This window comes from bacterium (assembly GCA_035529855.1).
GTDB lineage: Bacteria > RBG-13-66-14 > B26-G2 > WVWN01 > WVWN01 > WVWN01.
The window spans coordinates 1-2,609 of the sequence record DATKVX010000001.1 but is presented as its reverse complement, the minus strand read 5'-3'; the positions used below and the strand labels follow the sequence as shown (position 1 = coordinate 2,609).

Sequence of the window (2,609 nt, the reverse complement as noted above, 5' to 3'; positions counted from 1 at the left end):
AGACTTCGGTAAATGCCTTAATCGTTTCGTCGGCTTCTTCCTTGGTAAATTCTCCTTGTGCCATCTCTTTTTCCTCTCCGGCGGGGGCGGCGCTCCATACCGCCCCCGCGCTCGTTGGGGTGTTACGGGTTAATCTTCCATATCCGCGCCGCAGCGCGGGCAAACGGCCTCGCTCGTCAAGCAGTCGCACTCGGGGCACGGCTGCAACTCGCCGCTCGCGCGGTCAACGTCGCGGTGCGTTACACCCGGGGGTAGGTAACCGTCGTCGCTCATTTCTTCCCCGCAGTCGTGGCCGGCACCGCTGCGTTGACGACTTGGCCGTCCTCGATAACGACGCCCACTTCGCCGGACGCATCGACTTTCTCTATCCATATCTGATAATCGTTCGCCGCAGCCATCTCGGCGATGACGCCCAGGTTGTCGTCGTCCAGGAGCGAGCCGTCGTGGATAATAACGACCTTGAGTTTGGGGTTCGCCGCCATCGCGACGGCGGTGGAAATGCGCGTTAGCTCGGCGGACGACGCCTGCTCGAGCGGCCGGCCGTCGTAGAGAACGCCATCCTCGTTGAACGATAGGCCGGGTACGGGGAAGGTCGCGCTGGCGAGCGCGGCGGCCTTCTTCTCGTCGTGGGCTTTTATATCGGCGTTGAGGTTCGCGGCGCCGGCCATCGCGGTATACAACTCCGCCTTGAGGTCGTCGTAGCGTTCGTTGGCCCGGCACTTCTCGTTGTCGGCCTCGATTGTGGCAAGCCGTTCCTTTAGCGCGTTTACGTCGACGTGCTCGCTCGCTGCGTGCCACGCTTTTAGCCTTTCCTCCTCTTGTTGGAGTTCCCGGATGTTCGTTTCTATCTGGCGGATTCGGTTGCCAGCTTGCATCCGTTCCCCGTTCGACCGTTCACCTTCGGCGATTTCCCCCGCGAGGTCGCCTGCTGAAATGAGCGCCGCCGGGGCGTCGTCGTACCGTTGTTGCCCGGCCAGCGCCCCCTCGAGCCGCTTAACGTCGCGGTTTACGTCCGTCCGCTCATCGAACAGTACCTTGCGCTCGACCGCTAAGGTGTCAAGGTCCAGCCCGAGATCAACTACTTCCAACAGCGCCCCGAGTTGGTCCCGCGCCTTCATCCGCGCGAACGCCAGCGGGTCGAAGGCGATTTTGCCGAACAGGCCGTCGAGGAGCTTTTGCGGCGTCGGGTACTCCGCGTTTGTGCCGGCGGCCTTGACCTTGAGGTATGTATTATCGGCGGTGAAGGTGCGCTCCACGACTATATCGCCGAGGTCGAGCCGTATAAAGCCGACGTCGGCGCCGTTGCGCAACGGCTTGTCGGGGATGGCCTCCTTGCCGCCGAGGGCGTAGACGATGGCGTCGAGAACCGAGCTTTTGCCCTGGGCGTTGCGACCCGTAACCAGCACGAGCGAGCCGTCGGGGTTTATCTCGACGACTCGGACGCGCTTGATGTTCGACGCCTCGAGTCGTAGGATTTTCATTTTCGCTTGCCTCCTGGTTTTTTGGGCGGGGCGGTCGCTGATGCGTTAATAAGTCGTGCTGCACCCGGCCGCCCCGCCGGTTATGAGAGTAGGTTCAGAATTCGGGGGCAACTGGTTCTTCCGGCGGCGTGTCCACGGGTTGCGCTACCGCCTGGCGCCGCATTACGGCCAGGAGACGCGTTGCGTCGTTGTGATAACGCTGCCATTCGGTCGGGTTGGTCTGGCCCGTCACCCGGAAGTACGGGACGAAGAATTTGCCCTGGTCGTTCTCGATCTGCTTGACGGTGATTTCGACGCGGAAGCAGTAGAGCGGCAGGTTCCGGGATCGCGCTGCGGCGATGAAGTAGTTCGCCGGCTTGATGGCGGTCTTGTAGACCTGGTAGATATACGGCATCTCGGCTTCGTCGAAGAAGAGTAAGTCGTAATTCTGGCGGCACTCCGGCGGTACGTTCGGGACCTTATCTCGGTCCCATTGCGAGTTCAGGCACTTGACGCACTCGCCGCCCGGTTCGCCGTCACCGTGTACGTTGTCGAATGAGCGGCACAGCGGCTGTTCGCCCTTTTTAACGCCCAGGACGCGGCTGAGGCCCATGCCGAGGATTACGCCGGTTATCTTCTCGTAGGTTTCGCCGGTGAGGTTGTTGTAGAACAGCCCCGGTTTATTGTCCGCCGCCGCGTCCGACATCGCCTGGATTATTGAGAGCCGCGGCAACGGCAACTCTTCGTCCGGCGGGTACTGCGACGGGTCGTCCGATGGTACGGCCGGCAGGTTGCTCCGCTGCTCCGCTGGTTCCACCACTACTTCCAACTCTTGACCTTTGTCCTTCGCCATTTCTTTTTCCTCCTGTTTAAAAAAGTATCGTTTAATATTTCTTCTTCTCGCGTGTTTTGAACATCTCGACCGCGCCGTCGAGGCCGAGGCACAACGGCGCGAAGCCGCACCACGAGCACTCGCGGCCGACGTTCATCACGTCGAAGTGCTCGCGTTCGTAGAAACGTATGAGCCCGGCAACCTTGCGAACGTAATCCTCGAAGGCGCGCACGTCGTCGAGCGTCCGCGCCGGCGCGTAGTAACGGAAGGCGTCGGGCTCCTTCGTCTTTTTGAGGACGGTGATGTAGAGGCCGTCG

Annotated in this window: 4 protein-coding genes; all 4 read right to left on the bottom strand. The window is 61.3% G+C overall.

All coding sequences use genetic code 11. The features are described 5' to 3' along the window. Positions 1–129: 129 nt before the first annotated feature. Positions 130–273 carry a hypothetical protein gene (locus VMX79_00020; protein HUV85479.1) on the bottom strand — a complete coding sequence of 48 codons (144 nt, stop codon included), beginning with the start codon at positions 271–273 and terminating at the stop codon, positions 130–132. Beyond that, a complete protein-coding gene (locus VMX79_00015; GenBank protein ID HUV85478.1) occupies positions 270–1,481 on the bottom strand; it encodes an AAA family ATPase in 1,212 nt (403 codons plus the stop codon). Before VMX79_00015 ends, VMX79_00020 begins: the two co-directional genes overlap by 4 nt. Before the next feature lie 94 nt (positions 1,482–1,575). Then, on the bottom strand, positions 1,576–2,313 hold the full coding sequence (locus VMX79_00010) for a hypothetical protein (GenBank protein ID HUV85477.1): 738 nt from the start codon (positions 2,311–2,313) through the stop codon (positions 1,576–1,578). Positions 2,314–2,344: 31 nt separating this feature from the next. Further along, positions 2,345–2,609 (bottom strand): hypothetical protein (locus VMX79_00005; GenBank protein HUV85476.1); only part of this gene is annotated, 265 nt, incomplete at its 5' end.